Here is a 16,212-nt window from a genome sequence, read left to right as displayed (position 1 = left end):
TTAAAAAAATGAAAATTTTAAAATATACAGCATTATCATTGGCGATACTTTCAACGGTATCGTGCAAGAAGTTTCTGACAGAAAATCCAGATGGATTGCTGCAGGAAAACGAATATTACAAAACACAGGCAGATGCGATAAATGCAGTTAATGCCGTTTATTTCTCACTAAATCAGGGTGTTGCCGGTGCTTCGGGCATATTGCAAACACCCTATAACACGCTATTTAATACGGGAATGAACATGGCCGATGATGATGAAGATCCAGGGCCGGGTGCTACCAATGCTGATGTACGTTCGTTATCGGTTTTATCTCATTCTTCTGGCAATTTAAGGGTATATGAAATCTGGCAACAACATTATGCCACTATTCGAAGGGCAAATATTGCAATAGACAGAATACCAACCATTACATTCGATGCAACTTTAAAAAGCAGACTAATTGCAGAAGCTAAATTTTTAAGGGCATTATATTATTTCAACCTGGTCAGGTTATTTGGCGGCGTGCCTTTAATTACTGCGCAACAAGAATTTATCAAAGCTTCTGATTATGCAATTGCAAAATCTACGCCCCAACAAGTTTATGGTCAAATTGAAAAAGATTTAATCGAAGCCGCCATCGATTTGCCGGCAACCTATGTATCGCCAAATGTGGGCAGAGCAACAAAGGGTGCTGCAAAAGCTTTGCTGGCTAAAGTGTATTTAACAGAAGCATCGCAACCTTTAAATATCACGGCAAAATATGCTGATGCTGTTCGCCTGGCTGAGGAAGTGCTTTCGCCTGCGGATGGGGGAACAGGAAATTACGGTTATGGTTTGTTTGATAACTATGCAGATGCTTTCTTGCCAGCTACAAAAAACGGTAAAGAACATATATTTTCTGTGCAATTTAAATCTAATTCTCAAGGGCAGGGCAATAACGAAACTTCGAGGGCAATTTTAAGTAACGTACCAGGTTTAAGCGGCAATTACGCACACATGGTGAGGTATTATACCGTAGGTACCGATAAATATTTCAGTATCTACAAGTTATACACACCCGCTGATAAAAGAAGAGATGCAACTTTTGTAAAAGCCTTCCAAAGCCCAACAAACGGCAATTTATACTCCTTAGGTATTGATGGTAAAACCTATGTTTACAAAACTACCGACCCTGTACCTACTGCAGAACTGACGCCATTCTTTAATAAATTTTGGGATCCCAATTCTACTACTTTAACCGCAGAGGCAGCAGCTAATGTAAATATTTTGCGCTATGCAGATCTATTATTAATTCATGCAGAGGCAGAGAATGAACTGAACGGGCCAAGCGCAAAAGCTTTCAGTTCGTTAAACCGGGTAAGAGGAAGAGCAGGGCTGGGTGCACTTAGTTTAATTAACACACCAGACAAAAACGCATTTAGAGATGCCTTGTATCTGGATCGGCGCTTAGAGTTAGTTTATGAATATGAACGTTGGTTCGATTTGATCAGAGAGAAAGATGCCGCTGGTAATTCAATTTTCGTATCAAGCCTGCACAAAGTTGGCAAAACAATAGCCACTGAAAAAAACCGGTTGTATCCAATTCCACAGGCAGAAATAGAGAACAATCCATTGTTAAAGCAAAACCCAGGTTGGTAATTAAATAAGCTAAAGATTTTAACAGTTTAATTCCTAGAAAAATAGATATGAAAAAGATTCAGATTTTGTTTACACTGCTTTTGTTAAGTACAGCAACTTTCGCGCAAAAAGCAGTAAAAAATCACCCGAAACTGGCTAAAACTGCTGTTTCATCAACCAAACCGGTTACGCCACAAATTTTAAAGGAGATTTCAAATGGCAGTGCCTATCTGGTAGATGTTAGAAGTACTGAAGAATTCCAAAAAGCCCATTTAAAACATGCCCAAAACATCGATGTAAAAAGTCCTGACTTTTTAAAAAACATTGCCCAGCTCGATAAAACAAAACCAATTTATTTGTACTGCAGGTCTGGCCATAGAAGTGGCTTAGCGACCGATTCGCTGCTGAACCTGGGTTATGCTAAGGTTTATAATATTGGTGGACTGGATAGTTTGGTCACCAAAGGATTTACTAAAAATTAAAACTTAAAACCCATGAAAAAAACAATCGTAAACTTAATGGCAATAATCCTGTATATAGGTGTTGCAAAAGCGCAAACTACGCCATCTTTCGCCCAAATTGCAGAAAAGATCAATAAAGCACAGGCTCTGGTAATTGATGCCAGATCGGCAGAAGAATTTCAGCAAAGCCACATCAAAGGCGCTGTAAACATCAATCCCGCAGGTGCAGATTACCAAAAAGACTTAAAACAATTAACTGGTCAAAAGCCTATTGTTATTTATTCCATCGGTAGTGGAAGAAGCAATTCTTTAGCTAAAGTATTAAATGAAAAGGGATTCAGAGATGTTTGGGTGCTTGATGGCGGTTTTAGCAAATGGATAGGCTCGGGTTATCCCATTGAAGATCATACTAAACAAGCAGCAATCACAACAGCGGCCTATAACAAGCTAACGCAATCTGCAAAGGTAGTGCTGATAGATTTTGGTTCTAAATATTGTGGTTCTTGCAAAAAACTGGTTCCTGTTTTGGATTCGCTGGAAAACCAAAAAAGTTTTGGCGCTAAAATCATTAAAATCGAATCTTATGAGCAGGCAAAATTAGTTAAAGAAAAAAATATCAAAAGCTTGCCTACGCTACTGCTTTACAAAGATGGAAAACTGGTTTGGCAAAAGGTAGGTCAGGCTTCAACCCAAGAAATTTCTGCTGCGGTTAGTCAAAACAAGCCTGCTGGCGCTATCGCTTCATCAAAATAATAGCTAAAAACTTAACTCAAAAAACATGAAGAAATTTTTAATCTTAACAGCAATCACCGCTAGCTTTATAGCTAATCAGGTTGCTGCACAAAATATTACGCAACAACAAGAACCTTTTAAAGGAGTAATCGGTCGCACGCTTGGAGAATCAAAAGAATACTGGACAGACCCAATAAAGGCCCCGGCAAATGCGCCAAATGTACTTTGGATTTTAATTGACGATGTTGGATTTGGTGCGACCACTACTTTTGGAGGCTTAATCAATACCCCAACTTTTGACGCTTTGGCCAAAGATGGCTTACGTTACACCAATTTTCATACTACCGCAATTTGCGCACCTACCAGATCTGCTTTATTAACCGGAAGAAATTCTCATGCGGTGCATATGGGCGGTTTTGCACATACCCGTATGTCTGCCGGTTTTCCGGGTTGGGATGGAAGAATCCCTTCCGATAAAGGAACAGCCGCCGAAATATTAAGAGAAAATGGATACAATACCTTTGCCGTAGGAAAATATGGTTTAACACCAGATGAGGATGCAACAGATGTAGGGCCATTCGATCGTTGGCCACTGGGGAAAGGGTTTGACCATTTCTTCGGGTTTTTAGGCTCCGCTACAGATCAATACAAACCAGACTTAGTTGAAGATAACGCCCATGTTACGCCAGATGGTCGCCATTTAACTGCTCAGATTACCGACAAGGCCATTTCTTATTTGAAACGCCAGCAAGCCGTAAAGTCTGGTAAGCCATTTTTCTTATACTATGCGCCGGGTGCAACACATTCACCACACCAGGTGCCTGATGAGTTTAGGGATTTATACAAGGGTAAATTCGATAAGGGATGGGATAATTTCCGGCAGGAAATTTTTGCACAAGAAAAGAAATCGGGCATTATTCCACAAAATACCGTTTTGCCAGAACGTAACCCAAATATTTTGGCCTGGGATAAGTTATCCGATAAGCAACGTAAGGTGTATGCCCGTTTTATGGAAGTTTACGCAGCCTATTTAACTTACACTGATTACGAAGTTGGAAGATTGATTGATTACCTTAAAACGTCGCAGCAATTGGAAAATACTTTAGTTTTTGTAATTATTGGCGATAACGGTGCAAGTAAAGAAGGTACGCAAAATGGCGTGATCGATAAAGGTTATGTGGCGGCAGGTACAAAAGCGCCAAAACCATTAACAGAAGAAGAATCTGTTGATTATAACTATGCCAATTTAGCTAAGGTAGGTACGCCAGAAAATACCGTGGGCAATTATCCATTAGGCTGGGCACAGGCATTAAACACACCTTTTAAAGCCTGGAAACAAGACGCCAATAGCGAGGGCGGCACGCGTAATCCGTTAATTGTTTATTATCCTAAGGGGATTAAAGATAAAGGAACATTACGTACCCAATACGGGCATGTGATTGATATCCTTCCCACTACCCTGGAATATGTTGGTATTAAAAATCCAGAATTTATTCGCGGCATTAAGCAGGATACGCTTCAAGGTACTTCATTGGCCTACAGTTTTGATAATGCCAAAGCTGCCTCACGCCACACCGTACAGCACTACTACATTTTCGGCGCAAGATCCATTTATAAAGATGGGTGGAAGGCCGCTTTGAGTTTTAACCGCGATGGAATTTTCGGTCCGGAAAAAGCGAGCGGCGCAGCTACGAGGAAATACGGAGAAGGTGAGTGGGAACTGTACAATCTAAACGAAGATTTTAATGAACGAATTGACCTGGCTAAAAAAGACCCGAAAAAGTTAGCAGAATTGAAAGCGCTGTTTGAGGTGCAGGCCCAAAAATACAATTTGTATCCTTACATCACCTGGGATGATGTAACCAATCAGCGTATTCATAAAAAAACGCAGGCTACAAATACAACAACCAGCAGCGAAACCATAAAGAAATAAGTATAAATGACCTCATAATTAATGATCACTTTAAAAAATTAAGATGACTATTTCAGATGTAAAAATTCTTGGCAAGAAAATCCTTTTAGGGATTGTGGTTACCTTAGTGCCATTTGCTATCATTTTTGGCAGCTTGTGGGCTGCTCCAAAATTGCTCCCTAAATCTAAATCAAACGCCAGTAATACCATTATTTCACCTGTAAAATAACCTTGATGATGAAACCGTCATGATTTTCAAAACCAGGTCATGGAATAAATCATAACGGCTTCATCACCTTTAAAAACAAATTATAAAAAATGAAAATGTCATTAGAATCCAGACAGAAAATATGGCGAAACGCTGGCTTAAGTCTGTTTATCTTTTTTTTACCCATAGCGCTTATGTTCACCACTTTTTACATTACCGGAGAGAGACCATGGGAGCACAAAAAAGCTACGGTTAATAAACCTTCAACCTTAAAAACAAATAGCGAAAATGGAAGCGATTGATTTTATCAAAAAAATAATAGAAAACCTCAATGGAATCGGATTTCCGTTTTTAGTTTTTGTAATCGGGGTTCTCGAATTCTCTTTTGGGCTTTACAAAGGCAAATGGCCAAAAGGCGAGCGCTATACAGATATTGCCTGTTTCATTTTGCCCAAATTAGTCATTAGACCAGTAGTAGCTTATTATGGATTAAAGTTTTTGCCTGCGGTATTACCAAATTTAAAAAATGAATTTGAGTGGGTTCCATTTTGGTGGGGCTGCGGAATTATCGCAGTTGCCGATGATTTGACGCAATATTGGTACCACCGCTTACACCATGAAATTCCATGGTTATGGCGTTTCCATCGTACACACCACTCGACGCCATACATGGGCATGGCTATGGCCAGCAGACAAAATGTAATTTATAGTTTGTTTTTTTCTCAAACCTATTTAACTACTGCGCTGGTTTATTTAGGCTTAGGTATTCCGGCAGTGGTGGTAAAAGGTATAAAAGGAGCTATTGTAACCTTTGCACACTCGAGCATTCCCTGGGATAAACCTTTTTATAAGTACAAAGTATTACATCCTATTGCCTGGGTGTTCGAGCGGGTAATATCAACCCCCGCCACACATCATGCGCACCATGCGGCATCAACAGATGATGGGATAGGTTATTATAAAGGTAATTTTGGTAACATGTTTTTCCTGTGGGATATCATTTTCGATACCGCATTCATCAGCAGAAAGTATCCTAAAGCTTATGGCATTTCACATTACGAAGGTGATGAGTGGTATGCCCAACTGGCCTGGCCGTTCTTCAAATCTAAAGTAGTAGGCAGCGAATTGGCTAAAAATGGGCCAATAATAAGGCAAGATGAGCATGTTGCAGAAAGTAGCACCCCCTTAGCTGCAGGTATTAATGAAGAATATAACCTCAGCAATACCCACATCAATGCTAAAATAGAATCTGCATTTTAACATTTTTACGTTCGTATTATTTAAGGTTTTGGGCAAACGCTCAAAACCTTATTTTTTGTTTATACTTTTGTATTGGTTTCATTAGTTAATGACTAAATGAACCCATAAACAATTGAACTTTAAAGATGTCTTCAACTATTCATAGCGCCAAACACGAAATCATTCCCTGCGAGCGGTGTAATGGTGCTATTGAGTGCAAGGCAAATTCTTATACCAAATGCCAGTGTAGTGTGGTACAGCTGAGTATAAATGAAGTACAATACATCTCCGAATTGTACGATGGCTGTCTTTGTGCCAAATGTTTATTCGAATTACAACAGGAATACCGTGAAGAGATTGGTGTATAAAACCTTGTGATTTTCGTGTCTCTGTTCGTAAATCATTTGAAAAGCAGGTTTCTGTGTGCTTAGGTTAGTTCCAGTCCCACTTTCCCTTCTGCCCCGATCAAACCTGTGAAACAGGCAAGCACGCCATAAAAAAACAAGGATAAACGCTTAAATCGGGCGCATTCGTGCAATCGGGTTTAGGTTACCTGGGTTCTGCTCTTCTGGGCAAATTTATATCAAGGTATTTTTCTCTGGCGTAAAACCCAAAACAGATCAATTACTGTACTCCAATTCGGTCAATTGTATAGGTCTAAAAAAGGACGACTTTTTCCTTTTAATTGTAGTTTATACATTTAAAATTTCCCCAGGTATTCAGGAGAACCTAAAAGGTTAGTTTTTAGTGTTTATAAGCGTTCAGTTCGGTTATTGGCAAAAATGTCATCTGCAGTTGGGATTTTGGTTAAAATCAATCCTGAGTCATCTTTGAGGCCTTAAAATCAATAAAAAATAGTTTAAAAATAAGTGTTAAAAATAGTAACAAAGCATACGGTTTGCTGTCCATATCATGCTTAATAAATGGTTTATTAAGCTAAAAAAAACAGAAAAATAATATAAATTATGGAATCGCTCATTTCTAACTATTGGTGGGTTTTAGTGGCACTGTTGTGCTTAGTTTTATACAAATATATTTTACGTTTCTTATTCGGGATGGTTATTGTTCCCGAAGACAGGATCGGCTTAATTACCAAAAAATTCGTGCTCTTTGGTGCTGATCGCGAATTGCCCGACGGGCGCATCATTGCCATCAAAGGTGAGGCTGGTTTTCAAGGAAAAACGCTCGCCCCGGGATTGTATTTCGGAATGTGGTTTTGGCAGTATAGTGTAACCATGGAACAGTTTACCGTTATTCCAGAAGGTAAAATCGGACTCATCATGGCCAAAGACGGCTCGGAAATCCCGACAGGGAATATCCTTGGGCAAAAAGTAGAATCTGATAATTTCCAGGATGCAGTGAAGTTTCTCGAAAATGGCGGGCAGCGAGGCCGGCAGACTTCTTACATTACTTCGGGTTCTTATCGTATCAATACCATGTTGTTCCAGGTTTCCGTTACCGATATGGTCAGGATACAGGAAAGTATGGTGGGTATTGTAACCACGTTGGATGGATTGCCGATTGAGGCCAACCAGATTGCCGGTAAACTGGTTGATGGACACAACAATTTTCAGGATTTCGATGCCTTTATTAAACAAGGTGGTAACCGTGGTTTACAGCCCCAGGTCATTTTAGCAGGATCTTACAACCTTAACCCATGGGCTATTCAGCTGGAGGAAATTCCGATGACCGAAATCGCAATCGGTTATGTAGGCGTGGTGATCTCGTTTATTGGTACCGATGGAAATGATTTAACCGGTGCCGATTTTAAACACGGTAATATCGTGGGTAAAGGTTCTAAAGGTGTTTGGCTGGAACCACTTGGCCCCGGAAAATACCCGATTAACAAATACATCATGAAAGTAGAACTGGTACCAACAACCAATTTAGTGTTAAACTGGGCGTCAGCACGTAGCGAAGCACACAATTTGGATAAAAACCTGTCAACCATTACCGTACGTTCAAGAGATGGTTTCCCCTTCAATTTAGATGTGGCGCAGATTATCCACGTGCCCACTACAGAAGCGCCTAAGGTAATTGCACGTTTTGGTAACATGGTTAACCTGGTTTCGCAGGTTTTAGAACCCACCATTGGTAACTATTTCCGTAACTCGGCGCAGGGAAGTGATGTGATTGCTTTCTTGAGTACCCGTAAAGAGCGTCAGGAGTCAGCTAAAGAGCATATCCGCAAAGTGCTTGACGAATATAACGTAAATGCGGTTGATACGCTGATCGGTGACATTGTTCCGCCAGAATCGTTAATGAAAACTTTAACCGACCGTAAAATTGCGGAAGAACAAAAGGTTACTTACGAAACCCAGAAACAGGCGCAGGAAACGCGTCAGGGGATGGAGAAAGAAACGGCCATTGCCGATATGCAGAAAGATATTGTGAAAGCGCAACAAAGTGTAGAGATTGCCGAACGTACGGCAAGTGCAACCGTGAAAAAATCAGAAGGTGATGCTGCCGGTGTAAAACTGGCTGTGGGCGCAGAAGCTGAGGCCACAAAAATGAGGGCCCATGCCGAGGCTGAAGCAACCAAAGCAAGGGCGCAGGCCGATTCGGAAGCGATTAAATTAAGGGCTTCAGCAGAGGCCGAACAGATTTCGTTAACCGGTAGCGCCGAGGCGGGTAAAATTTTAGCGGTAGGTAAGTCAACCGCAGAAGCATATGAACTTGCGGTGAAAGCTTTGGGCGGCGAAAACTTTACCCGTTACAAAATTACCGAAGAGTTATCAAAAGGTAATGTGAAACTGATCCCTGATGTGTTAATTGGTGGCAGTGGTGGTAACCATGGCGGTTCGGCAATGGATGGCTTGCTGGGCTTAAAACTGATGGAATTAATGGATCCTCAGACACGTAAAGAAGTGGTAGCCGTTGCAGAAATTGTAGAGACAAAACCAAAACCTAAAAAGGATAACATTAATCCATAATTGGTCTTTAAATTAAAAAGGAAAGCCTCAGCGTAAGTTGGGGCTTTTTGTTTTATTACTAAATAAACACCGTAATATCGTCATTGCGAGAAGGCTTTTTCAGCCGACAGCCTGTCCCGACCTTTCGGGGAAGCAACCTTACAACAATCGCTACTGGCATCCGCATTAAGATTGCTTCGTCGTTCCTCCTCGCAATGACGAACTTTTTGCTTAATCTATTAATAATAGCCCAACCAATAACTATTCAAAATACAACCAACTCTTTTCTCATATTTTTATACAAACCTTACATCTTCAACCTTTATACCTTCAACCTTTTTAGTAACTTTGCAGCCTAATTTTGAATGACTGAATTTTGAGTGAGTGAATGGCCTTACATTAAGCATTCAATCATTTTATCATTCTCTCATTCTCTCATTTCAAAAATATGAAGAAAGTAAAAGTTGGCTTAGTGCAAATGAGTTGTACTAAAGTTAAGCAGGAAAATTTAGATAAAGCGATTGCGAAAGTAAGGGAAGCGGCAGCAAAAGGTGCGCAGATTGTGTGTTTGCAAGAGCTTTTTACTTCGCTGTATTTCTGCGATGTTGAAGATTACGATAATTTTGATCTGGCAGAAGCTATTCCGGGTCCATCTACCGATGCTTTGCAAGTGGTAGCCAAAGAATTAGGCGTGGTCATTATTGCTTCTTTGTTTGAGAAACGTGCGGAAGGATTATACCACAATACTACAGCCGTTTTAGATGCTGATGGTTCATATTTAGGTAAATATCGCAAAATGCATATTCCTGATGATCCTGCTTTTTACGAAAAATTTTACTTCACACCAGGCGATTTAGGTTACAAGGTTTTCGAAACTAAATTTGCCAAAATCGGTATCCTGATCTGCTGGGATCAATGGTATCCTGAAGCTTCGCGCATTACGGCTCTGATGGGTGCCGATATTATGTTCTATCCAACTGCAATTGGCTGGGCTACCGATCAGGATGAAGAAACCAATCAGGATCAATACAATGCATGGCAAACCATCCAACGTTCGCATGCGGTTGCAAACGGTGTTCCCGTAGTCAGTGTAAATCGTGTGGGTTTTGAACAAGATGGTGCCATGAAATTCTGGGGCGGAAGTTTCGCTACAAACGGGCAAGGCAAACTACTTTATTTAGCTTCACACGATTTAGAGGAGACAGAAGTGGTTGAATTAGATTTATCAGAATCTGATTTCTTCCGTAAACACTGGCCTTTTTTAAGAGATAGAAGGATCGATTCTTATCAGCCGATTACCAAAAGATATATTGACGGGGATTAGAAAAGTCGGAGGTCGGGAGACCGAAGACGGAAGTCAAAGAGCATACCAGGCGTGATGGCTAGTTTGAAATTCATTAACAACTCTGGGAAAGTAGATCATTGTTTTGGATTGTATTATAAGAAATTGTAATTTGTATAGTCTATTCTAATAAATTATAACTTCGGAGATCTGACTTTCGGACTTTATTATGGCATTCAAATTTGAAAAACTCAAGGTTTGGCAAAAAGCTTTAGATTTAGCTGATGAGATTGATAAAATGACAAAAACTTTTCCAAAAGAAGAGATTTATGTTTTAACATCGCAAGCGAAACGTGCAGCCGATTCAATATCAATGAATATTGCTGAAGGAAGTACAGGCCAAAGTAATCCTGAGTTCAAGAAATTTTTAGGTTATGCCTTAAGGTCAGATATTGAGGTTGTGAATTGCCTACATCTTGCAATAAGAAGAGGTTATATTAATGAAGAAATATTTCAGAAACACTATCAATCCTGTGAAGAAATTTTGATCATGATTTCTGCATTAATCAAATCGTTAAATTAATTTAGTAAGGGGTCGGAAGACCGAGATCCGATGATATTCGGTCTATAGCTAAAACATTAAATCATCCGACTTCGGACACCCGACTTTCGGACTAAACAATAAAACACTAAATCATCCGACTTCGGACACCCGACTTTCGGACTTAAAAATTATGTCAAATTTTCCTCCAAGAAAAGATTTAAATATTAATCAGTTCGATTATTCTCCAAAGCAGCAAGGTTATGCTTTTCCTGCCGAATGGGCTAAACATGAGGCAACCTGGTTGAGCTGGCCGCATAAAGAAGCTTCCTGGCCAGATAAAATCGAAACGATATACGAACCATATTGCCAGTTTATTAAAGCTGTTGCTGAAGGTGAAAAGGTACGCATCAATGTTAAGGATGAAGAAATGAAAGCTTTTGCGGTTTCTGAATTAACGAAAGTAGACGCCGATTTAAGCCAGATAGAATTCTATTTCAATGAAACCAACGATGCCTGGTGCCGCGACCATGGACCTGCATTTTTGTTAAAAGGAAATGAAAAAGCTGTTGTCGATTGGGGATATAATGCCTGGGGTGGTAAATATCCGCCATTTGACCTGGATGATGTGGTTCCGACAAAAATTGCTAATCATTTTAAACTGCCTTTATTTACGCCAGATATTGTGATGGAAGGTGGTTCGGTAGAATTTAATGGCGCTGGGACGGTTTTAACCACCACGGCTTGTTTATTGAACGAAAACCGTAATCCGCATTTAACCAAAGCGCAAATTGAGCAATATTTGCTTGAGTATTACGGACAAGAACAAGTGTTATGGCTGGGCGATGGAATTGTTGGCGACGATACCGATGGCCACATTGATGATATTACCCGTTTTGTAAATGAAGATACGGTTTTAACAGTTGTTGAAAGTAATCCGCTGGATGAAAATTACCTGCTGTTACAAGAAAACTTAGCGGCTTTAAAGGCGATGAAACTAAAAGATGGCAGGGCATTGAATATTGTAGAGTTGCCTATGCCATCGCCGGTTATTCATGAAGATACCCGTTTGCCTGCCTCTTATGCAAACTTTTACATTGCGAATGCAGCGGTAATTGTTCCGGTTTTTGATGATGTAAACGACCAGAAAGCTTTAGCTATTATTCAAGGTTGTTTCCCTGACCGGAAAGTGATCGGTATCAATTCAGTAGATATTATCTGGGGATTGGGAAGCTTTCACTGTTTGAGTCAGCAGGAACCTGCGGTTTAGTTTGCAATTAACAGTTGATAGTTTCCAGTTGTTAAACAATCTAGCAATGAAACAATTTAACAATATCTCGGTAGAGTTGTTAACTTTACCACAATTAAGTTTTTATAAATTATATAAAAGTCCCCTTTAGGGGATTTAGGGGTTATGAAATTATTAGAAGGAAAAACAGCATTAGTTACAGGCGCATCGAAAGGGATTGGCCGTAAAATAGCTGAAAAATTTGCCGAGCAGGGCGCTAATGTAGCTTTTACCTATTTATCATCAGTAGAAAAAGGTGAAGCTTTAGAACAGGAATTACAAAGCTTCGGAACAAAAGTTAAAGGTTATCGTTCTGATGCTTCTAAATTTGCTGAAGCTGAGCAATTAATCAACGATATTGTAGCGGAGTTTGGTACGATTGATATCGTGGTAAATAATGCTGGAATTACGAAAGATGGTTTATTGATGCGTATGAGCGAAGAAAACTGGGATGATGTGATCAACATTAACTTAAAATCGATTTTCAACGTAACCAAGGCCGCCTCTAAAGTAATGATGAAAGCCCGTAAAGGTGTTTTTATCAATATGGGTTCTATTGTGGGTACTACAGGTAACGGTGGACAAGCAAATTATGCTGCTTCTAAAGCTGGCATCATCGGTTTTACCAAATCGATCGCTAAAGAACTAGGTTCGAGAAATATCCGTGCCAACGTCGTAGCACCAGGCTTTATCCGTACCGAAATGACAGATATCCTTGATCCGAAAGTTGTTGAAGGATGGGAAAAAGATATTCCTTTAAAACGTGCCGGAGAAACGGAAGATATTGCCAATGTTTGCGTGTTCTTAGCTTCAGATATGAGTGCTTATGTAACTGGCCAAACTTTATCGGTTTGCGGCGGAATGCTTTAAGGAAGGTAGAGGGTTAGAAGGCTTAAGGTGGAGGGTTTTCTTTCCAAAGCCATAGAAATATTAAGAAGTCAAGTTTTGATGGCCAGTTTGCTATGAAAAACTTGACTTCTTTTGTTACTTTATAAAATATCGGCCTTTAACTTCAGTAATATTAGCAGGCATTTTATTCTTCTCGAAAGCTAAATAACCTGGTTGCAGCGATTTCCAAAAGCTGGCCTGCGCAGGGAATTGAGCAATATACTTCTTCATATTTCCATCAGTCATTTTGAAGGGATAGATATTAACCGGAATCTTCTCCTGACCTGCATTTCTGGCTTCAACACCCAAAATATAAACCTCTTTAATTTTTTCGTCTGTTAGGGGAATGCAACCCACGGTTACACAATTGCCGTGAATGTAAATATCACTTCCAGGTTTTCTATCTTTTCCGGTTCTTGCATAATCTACTGTATTTGGATAGTTAACACCCAGTGATAGATGGAAATTGCTCATCGGATTAAAAACATTAACGTAGTAGAAACCTTCTGGCGTTTGTCCATCGCCTTCAATTACTTTCGGGCCAATGGTGCCAGAATGGGCACAAAAATCGTAAGTCCTAAACAATGAATAGGTTTTAGCCGAATTATTCTTTAACCATACCTCAAGTTTGCCTTCTGTTTTGTAAGCATTGATAACCATGGAAAATTGATCACCGTATCCACCAGCCCTAACAAATTTTTTCAGTGTTTCCCACTTTTCGTTGTAGGCCTTTTCTACTCTTTCAAATTTAATTTGTGTGGCTTTAAAATTGTTTTGGGCATTCACCATAAGGCTTAGAGATAGCAGAAATGTTAGACAGATAAATTTCATAAATTTTGGTTTGGCTAAAGCTAATGAATTATCTTTTTTAGTACTAATATTTAATTATCAACACATAGAATGGCATAGCGGAAAGCGTTTGGCGTATAGTGTTAGAAGCAGATAGGCCACTTGATTCATTCGATAAGCCATTACTAATGAGCTAATGGCTAATGAACCATTGAACCAATTGACAAATAACCTTGAAAATTTCCCCAAAATTACCATCTTTATGAATTATGACTGGTTTTTTCTCGGGTACTTCTATTTTGTTTTTTCTGGGTTGCCTGGCGTTAGGTGTGCTGTATGCCTGGTTGCTTTATCGTGGCAACAAAAATTTAGATAAAAAACTGCAATATGGCTTAACTACCTTAAGGATTATTGTGGTAACCACCATTGCGTGGCTAATATTTGCCCCCCTCATCAGAACATTAAATTATAGTTTAGATAAACCTGTTATTATTATCGGACAGGATAATTCGCTCTCTGTAGGTCAGGTTAAAGCAGCTGGTTTCGACCAAAAATTATACGAACAACACCTTAAAACCTTACAGGATAAACTATCAGACAAATACGAGGTGAAAACATTTCACTTTGGCGATCAGGTGGCAGATGGTTTCGATTTTAAAAACCAGGGGAAATTAACCGATGCCTCCGCTTTTTTTCAGAAAATTAGAGATGAATATACCAACCGAAATGTTGGTGCCATTATTTTAGCAACCGACGGTATTTTTAATCATGGCGGAAATCCGCTGTATAGCGTAAACCAGATCAATGCACCGGTTTATACGATTGCCCTGGGTGATAGTATTCCAAAGCGTGATGTATTGATTTCGAATGTAAATTACAACAATATTGTTTATCTGGATGACGATTTTACGATCGAAGTCCAGGTTCAGGCTTTTCAAAGCAATAGTGAAAGCACTTCTCTAACGGTTAGCCAAAACGGCGCAAAGATTGAGCAACAGAATATAACCATTAATGGAAGCTCCTTTGTTAAAACGGTTCCGGTTAAGATTCACGCAGGTAAAATCGGTGTTCAGAAATATACCGTTCAACTGGGCGCTTTAGCAAATGAAATTACAACCAGAAATAATGTCCAGACTTTTTATGTAGAAGTGATTGATGGCAGACAGAAAGTATTGCTCGCAGCAGCTGCACCACATCCCGATTTAGGGGTTTTAAAGGAGGCTGTTTCGCTGAATAAACATTACGAAGCTAAACTTGCCCTTGCCGATGATTTAAGTGCAACAGATCCATCTAAATTCGATTTAATCGTATTGTATCAGTTACCCGATGCGCAGAATATTTCAGCTGCGTTTTTAAAGAAGTTAACCGGTTTAAAAAAACCGATCTGGTACATTTTAGGTGCGCAAAGTAATGTAAACGCTTTCAATCAAATGCAAAACCAGGTCAACTTAGGTTCTGCCAATGGTTCGATCCAGGAAGTATATGCCGATTTTGCCAATGGTTTTACCAGTTTCAATCTCACAGAAGAAGATAAAAAACAGTTTTCATCTTTCGATCCGCTGCTCAGTCCGTTTGGAAGGTTAACTGTAAATGCAGGCGCCACACCTGTTTTTAATCAGCGTATCGGCAAAGTCAGCACACAGCAGCCATTGTTATTCTTTGCAAATGAAAATGGTTTAAAGACGGGCTATTTAATGGGAGAGGGGCTTTGGCGATGGAAACTCTCGGAGGCTGAGAATGAAAGTAATCAATCAGTTTTAAACGACCTGATTTCGAAAACCGTTCAATACCTATCTGTTAAAGATGATAAACGGAGGTTTAAGGTATTTACCTCGAAATCAGCTTATGATGAAAATGAAACCATTCAGTTTAACGGCACGCTTTATAACGATAGCTATCAGCCTGTCAATGAACCGGAAGTTAACCTTCAGGTTAAAAATGAAGCGGGTAAAGTATTTAATTATATTTTCTCCAAAACTGAAAATGGTTATCAGTTAGATGCCGGAACCATGCCTGCAGGTAATTATTCTTATTTAGCCAATACCGAACTGGGCGGAAAGAAATTCACGGCTACGGGTAGTTTCTATGTAAATGCGCTGATTGCAGAATTTCAGCAAACCACAGCCAATCATCAGCTTTTAAATACGATGTCGAAACAAAGCAATGGTAAGCTGTTTATGCCCGAAAATTTGCTCAAAATAGCTGATGAAATTGCTAAAAACGAAAATATTAAAACCATCAGTTACGAAGACCGTAAATATGACGAACTGATCAGCATGAAATGGCTGTTCGGTTTAATTTTGATTTTGCTGGGAGTAGAGTGGTTCTTAAGAAAGCGAAACGGAGAACTTTAGCTGATGTA

The 16,212-nt window shown here is 39.6% G+C and carries 15 protein-coding genes; 14 read left to right on the top strand and 1 reads right to left on the bottom strand.

What is annotated here, in order from left to right; all coding sequences use genetic code 11:
* The first annotated feature begins 8 nt into the window (after window positions 1–8).
* From AC07YT_RS12500 to fabG, 13 genes are all read left to right on the top strand, one after another.
* Complete coding sequence (locus AC07YT_RS12500) at window positions 9–1,619, top strand: RagB/SusD family nutrient uptake outer membrane protein (RefSeq protein ID WP_086547517.1); 1,611 nt, start codon at window positions 9–11, stop codon at window positions 1,617–1,619.
* Between the two features lie 47 nt (window positions 1,620–1,666).
* Window positions 1,667–2,080 (top strand): rhodanese-like domain-containing protein, encoded by a 414-nt coding sequence (locus tag AC07YT_RS12495; protein ID WP_086547516.1) that lies wholly within the window; start codon window positions 1,667–1,669, stop codon window positions 2,078–2,080.
* Between the two features lie 12 nt (window positions 2,081–2,092).
* Window positions 2,093–2,812 (top strand): rhodanese-like domain-containing protein, encoded by a 720-nt coding sequence (locus AC07YT_RS12490; protein WP_086547515.1) that lies wholly within the window; start codon window positions 2,093–2,095, stop codon window positions 2,810–2,812.
* 25 nt (window positions 2,813–2,837) lie between these two features.
* A complete protein-coding gene (locus tag AC07YT_RS12485) occupies window positions 2,838–4,724 on the top strand; it encodes an arylsulfatase (RefSeq protein ID WP_086547514.1) in 1,887 nt (628 codons plus the stop codon).
* Window positions 4,725–4,767: 43 nt separating this feature from the next.
* Window positions 4,768–4,932, top strand: coding sequence for a hypothetical protein (locus tag AC07YT_RS12480; RefSeq protein WP_478359664.1), 165 nt, complete (start codon window positions 4,768–4,770; stop codon window positions 4,930–4,932).
* Window positions 4,933–5,021: 89 nt separating this feature from the next.
* Window positions 5,022–5,213 (top strand): hypothetical protein, encoded by a 192-nt coding sequence (locus tag AC07YT_RS12475; RefSeq protein ID WP_086547513.1) that lies wholly within the window; start codon window positions 5,022–5,024, stop codon window positions 5,211–5,213.
* A complete protein-coding gene (locus AC07YT_RS12470; RefSeq protein WP_086547512.1) occupies window positions 5,200–6,171 on the top strand; it encodes a sterol desaturase family protein in 972 nt (323 codons plus the stop codon). The genes AC07YT_RS12475 and AC07YT_RS12470 overlap by 14 nt, the downstream gene beginning before the upstream one ends.
* 125 nt (window positions 6,172–6,296) lie before the next feature.
* Window positions 6,297–6,518 carry a cysteine-rich CWC family protein gene (locus AC07YT_RS12465; protein ID WP_086547511.1) on the top strand — a complete coding sequence of 74 codons (222 nt, stop codon included), beginning with the start codon at window positions 6,297–6,299 and terminating at the stop codon, window positions 6,516–6,518.
* Window positions 6,519–7,115: 597 nt separating this feature from the next.
* Window positions 7,116–9,083 (top strand): SPFH domain-containing protein, encoded by a 1,968-nt coding sequence (locus AC07YT_RS12460; RefSeq protein WP_086547510.1) that lies wholly within the window; start codon window positions 7,116–7,118, stop codon window positions 9,081–9,083.
* 427 nt (window positions 9,084–9,510) lie between these two features.
* Window positions 9,511–10,386, top strand: coding sequence for a carbon-nitrogen hydrolase (locus tag AC07YT_RS12455; RefSeq protein WP_086547509.1), 876 nt, complete (start codon window positions 9,511–9,513; stop codon window positions 10,384–10,386).
* 187 nt (window positions 10,387–10,573) lie between these two features.
* On the top strand, window positions 10,574–10,927 hold the full coding sequence (locus AC07YT_RS12450; RefSeq protein WP_086547508.1) for a four helix bundle protein: 354 nt from the start codon (window positions 10,574–10,576) through the stop codon (window positions 10,925–10,927).
* A 151-nt stretch (window positions 10,928–11,078) separates the two neighbouring features.
* Window positions 11,079–12,155 (top strand): agmatine deiminase family protein, encoded by a 1,077-nt coding sequence (locus tag AC07YT_RS12445; RefSeq protein WP_086547507.1) that lies wholly within the window; start codon window positions 11,079–11,081, stop codon window positions 12,153–12,155.
* 144 nt (window positions 12,156–12,299) lie between these two features.
* On the top strand, window positions 12,300–13,043 hold the full coding sequence (gene fabG, locus AC07YT_RS12440) for a 3-oxoacyl-[acyl-carrier-protein] reductase (protein WP_086547506.1): 744 nt from the start codon (window positions 12,300–12,302) through the stop codon (window positions 13,041–13,043).
* 114 nt (window positions 13,044–13,157) lie between these two features.
* On the opposite strand, the gene AC07YT_RS12435 is transcribed toward fabG, so the two are convergent.
* Window positions 13,158–13,850 (bottom strand): L,D-transpeptidase family protein, encoded by a 693-nt coding sequence (locus AC07YT_RS12435; protein ID WP_494945335.1) that lies wholly within the window; start codon window positions 13,848–13,850, stop codon window positions 13,158–13,160.
* A 269-nt stretch (window positions 13,851–14,119) separates the two neighbouring features.
* Between AC07YT_RS12435 and AC07YT_RS12430 the strand changes: the two genes are divergently transcribed.
* Window positions 14,120–16,204, top strand: coding sequence for a hypothetical protein (locus AC07YT_RS12430; RefSeq protein ID WP_086547504.1), 2,085 nt, complete (start codon window positions 14,120–14,122; stop codon window positions 16,202–16,204).
* The last annotated feature ends 8 nt before the right edge of the window (window positions 16,205–16,212 follow it).

It is taken from the genome of Pedobacter sp. GW460-11-11-14-TSB4 (genome assembly GCF_059423705.1).
The sequence above is the reverse complement of the archived record's forward strand: the minus strand, read 5'-3'. Positions and strand labels throughout refer to the sequence as shown.